Raw genomic sequence first — 1,944 nt, 5'->3', positions numbered from 1 at the left:
GCGTCTGCCTTCTTGTCCTTCTCCAACTCGCCGCGAGCCGGCTTCGGCTCGGCGGTCGGCGGCTTCACCGTCGCCGGCTTGTCGGCCAGCGTCTCGGTGATCTTCTCGTCGCCGCCGAATTTGGGCGGCTGTTCCCTCAGCAAATGGAAGGTGGCGTATCCGGCGATCGGCAGGGCGACGAGCCCGGCAAGGGCCGGCGTGGCAATGAGTTTCTTTTGCATGATCTCGCTCCAGAGCTTTTGTGCTCGCTCTGTGAGACGAAGCCCGCCAATCGATCCTTGGGTGACAGCAGAAATATTTTCCTGATCATAGGCGCGCAGGGCGGCCTCGAAGGCACGTGCCTTGGCATCCTTGGCGGGCGCCGGTGCTGCGATATCGCGCAGTCTGTTGAGTTCGTTGTCGTCGACCATGGTCACACTTCCCCGGCCGCGCGCATCAGCGTCTTCAGCCGTTTCTTCGCTTCATGGATGTGCCAGGAAACCGTCGTCTCCGAGATCGCCATCGCCTCGGCGGCGGCCGCGTGGCTCAATCCTTCGCCATAGACCAAAAGCACGGCGTCGCGCTGCTTGTCCGGCAGTTGCCGCACCGCGGTCCACAGCGCTTCGGCCGGATCCTCCGGTTCGACCGACGCCTCGCCTGAGATCAGTGCATGGACGCCATAGGCCTCGGTCTTCACGGTCTCGCGGGCGGACTTTCGCATCATGTCGCGCGCGGCGTTCAGGGTCACGGAATAGAGCCATGTGGTGAAAGCGCCGCCGCCGCGATAGTCGCGGATCGCCTTGCCGAGCCTGACGCAGACTTCCTGGGCGATGTCTTCGGCATCGGCCTTCCTGCCGCACCAGCGATAGGCAGCGCGATAGACGAAGTCATAGTGCCTTTCCAGCAATGTGCTGAAGGCCCCCCTGTCTCCGCCCTTCGCCCGCCCGATCAGTTCGGCGTCGGAGGCTTCGCTTTCATCCAGCATCATCGCCATCATTTGCCTGTTGGACGAAGGCTAATGGCTAATCCTTGGGCAATGGAAAGATTTTTTTGGAAACCGCCGGATCGTGACCGCCGGCACCCCGCTTGACACATCCATATCTCGGCGGTTATACGTCAATCAATAGCCACCGGGTTATCGATCCCAATGACGAACGCTCACGATATCCTCTTCAGAACGCTCTCCGATCCGACGCGTCGTGCGATCTTCGAGCGCCTGTGCCGACAAGGCGAGCAGACGGTCGGCGCCCTGACGGCTCAGTCGGGGGTCTCCCAACCTGCGGTGTCGAAGCATCTCGGCGTACTCAGGCAGGCCGGGCTGGTGCGCGACCGCCATCAAGGACGGCAGACCCATTATAGCGCCCAGATCGCAGCACTTTCCCCGCTGACCGACTGGACGAACCAGATGAATGCGTTCTGGCAGAGCCGGTTCGACGACCTCGAAAATTTGCTCAAAAGAATGGACCAATGACCAACATTGCGACCGAAACGCGCTCCGTCGTCGTCGAACGTGAGATCCCCTATCCGCCGGAAAAAATCTGGCGCGCGCTGACCCAACCGCATCTGATCGAGGAATGGCTGATGAAGAACGACTTCAAGCCAGTTGTGGACCACCGTTTCAATCTGCGAAAGGAAACGCAAACCGACGTGAGCATTGTTGTCGACTGTCAGGTAACAGCCGTCGAGCTGAACAAGACACTGTCCTACACGTGGCAGGCCTATGGCCTCGAGAGTGTCGTCACCTGGACCCTCATGCCGACCAGCACGGGCACCCGGTTGCGTATGGAACAGTCCGGCTTCCGGCCGGATCAGGAGCAGGCGTATCGGGGCGCGACGAGTGGGTGGCGGCAGTACTTTACAAATCTGGGTCAGGTCCTGGCGCGGATGGATTGAACCCGCCGACATGCGGATCACGGGTCCGCTTCGGTCTGTTTTGACAGGAGGAGCTATTGGACAGGAACAAGT

The 1,944-nt window shown here is 60.9% G+C and carries 3 protein-coding genes and 1 pseudogene; 2 read left to right on the top strand and 2 right to left on the bottom strand.

Annotated features, from left to right (window positions below):
• Positions 1 to 410, bottom strand: a pseudogene (locus tag EN893_RS31590) (VWA domain-containing protein); the annotation flags it as partial.
• 2 nt (positions 411 to 412) lie between these two features.
• On the bottom strand, positions 413 to 973 hold the full coding sequence (locus EN893_RS31585) for an RNA polymerase sigma factor (protein WP_127271980.1): 561 nt from the start codon (positions 971 to 973) through the stop codon (positions 413 to 415).
• A 153-nt stretch (positions 974 to 1,126) separates the two neighbouring features.
• Between EN893_RS31585 and EN893_RS31580 the strand changes: the two genes are divergently transcribed.
• Positions 1,127 to 1,450, top strand: a complete 324-nt coding sequence (locus EN893_RS31580; protein WP_127272723.1) for a metalloregulator ArsR/SmtB family transcription factor — start codon at positions 1,127 to 1,129, stop codon at positions 1,448 to 1,450.
• On the top strand, positions 1,447 to 1,872 hold the full coding sequence (locus EN893_RS31575; RefSeq protein ID WP_127267745.1) for an SRPBCC domain-containing protein: 426 nt from the start codon (positions 1,447 to 1,449) through the stop codon (positions 1,870 to 1,872). The genes EN893_RS31580 and EN893_RS31575 overlap by 4 nt, the downstream gene beginning before the upstream one ends.
• Positions 1,873 to 1,944 lie beyond the last annotated feature (72 nt).

Source organism: Mesorhizobium sp. M7A.F.Ca.CA.004.04.2.1 (genome assembly GCF_004022825.1).
In the GTDB taxonomy this organism is placed as follows: domain Bacteria; phylum Pseudomonadota; class Alphaproteobacteria; order Rhizobiales; family Rhizobiaceae; genus Mesorhizobium.
Note: the sequence above shows the minus strand (reverse complement) of the source record. Positions and strands in the feature narration are given on the sequence as shown.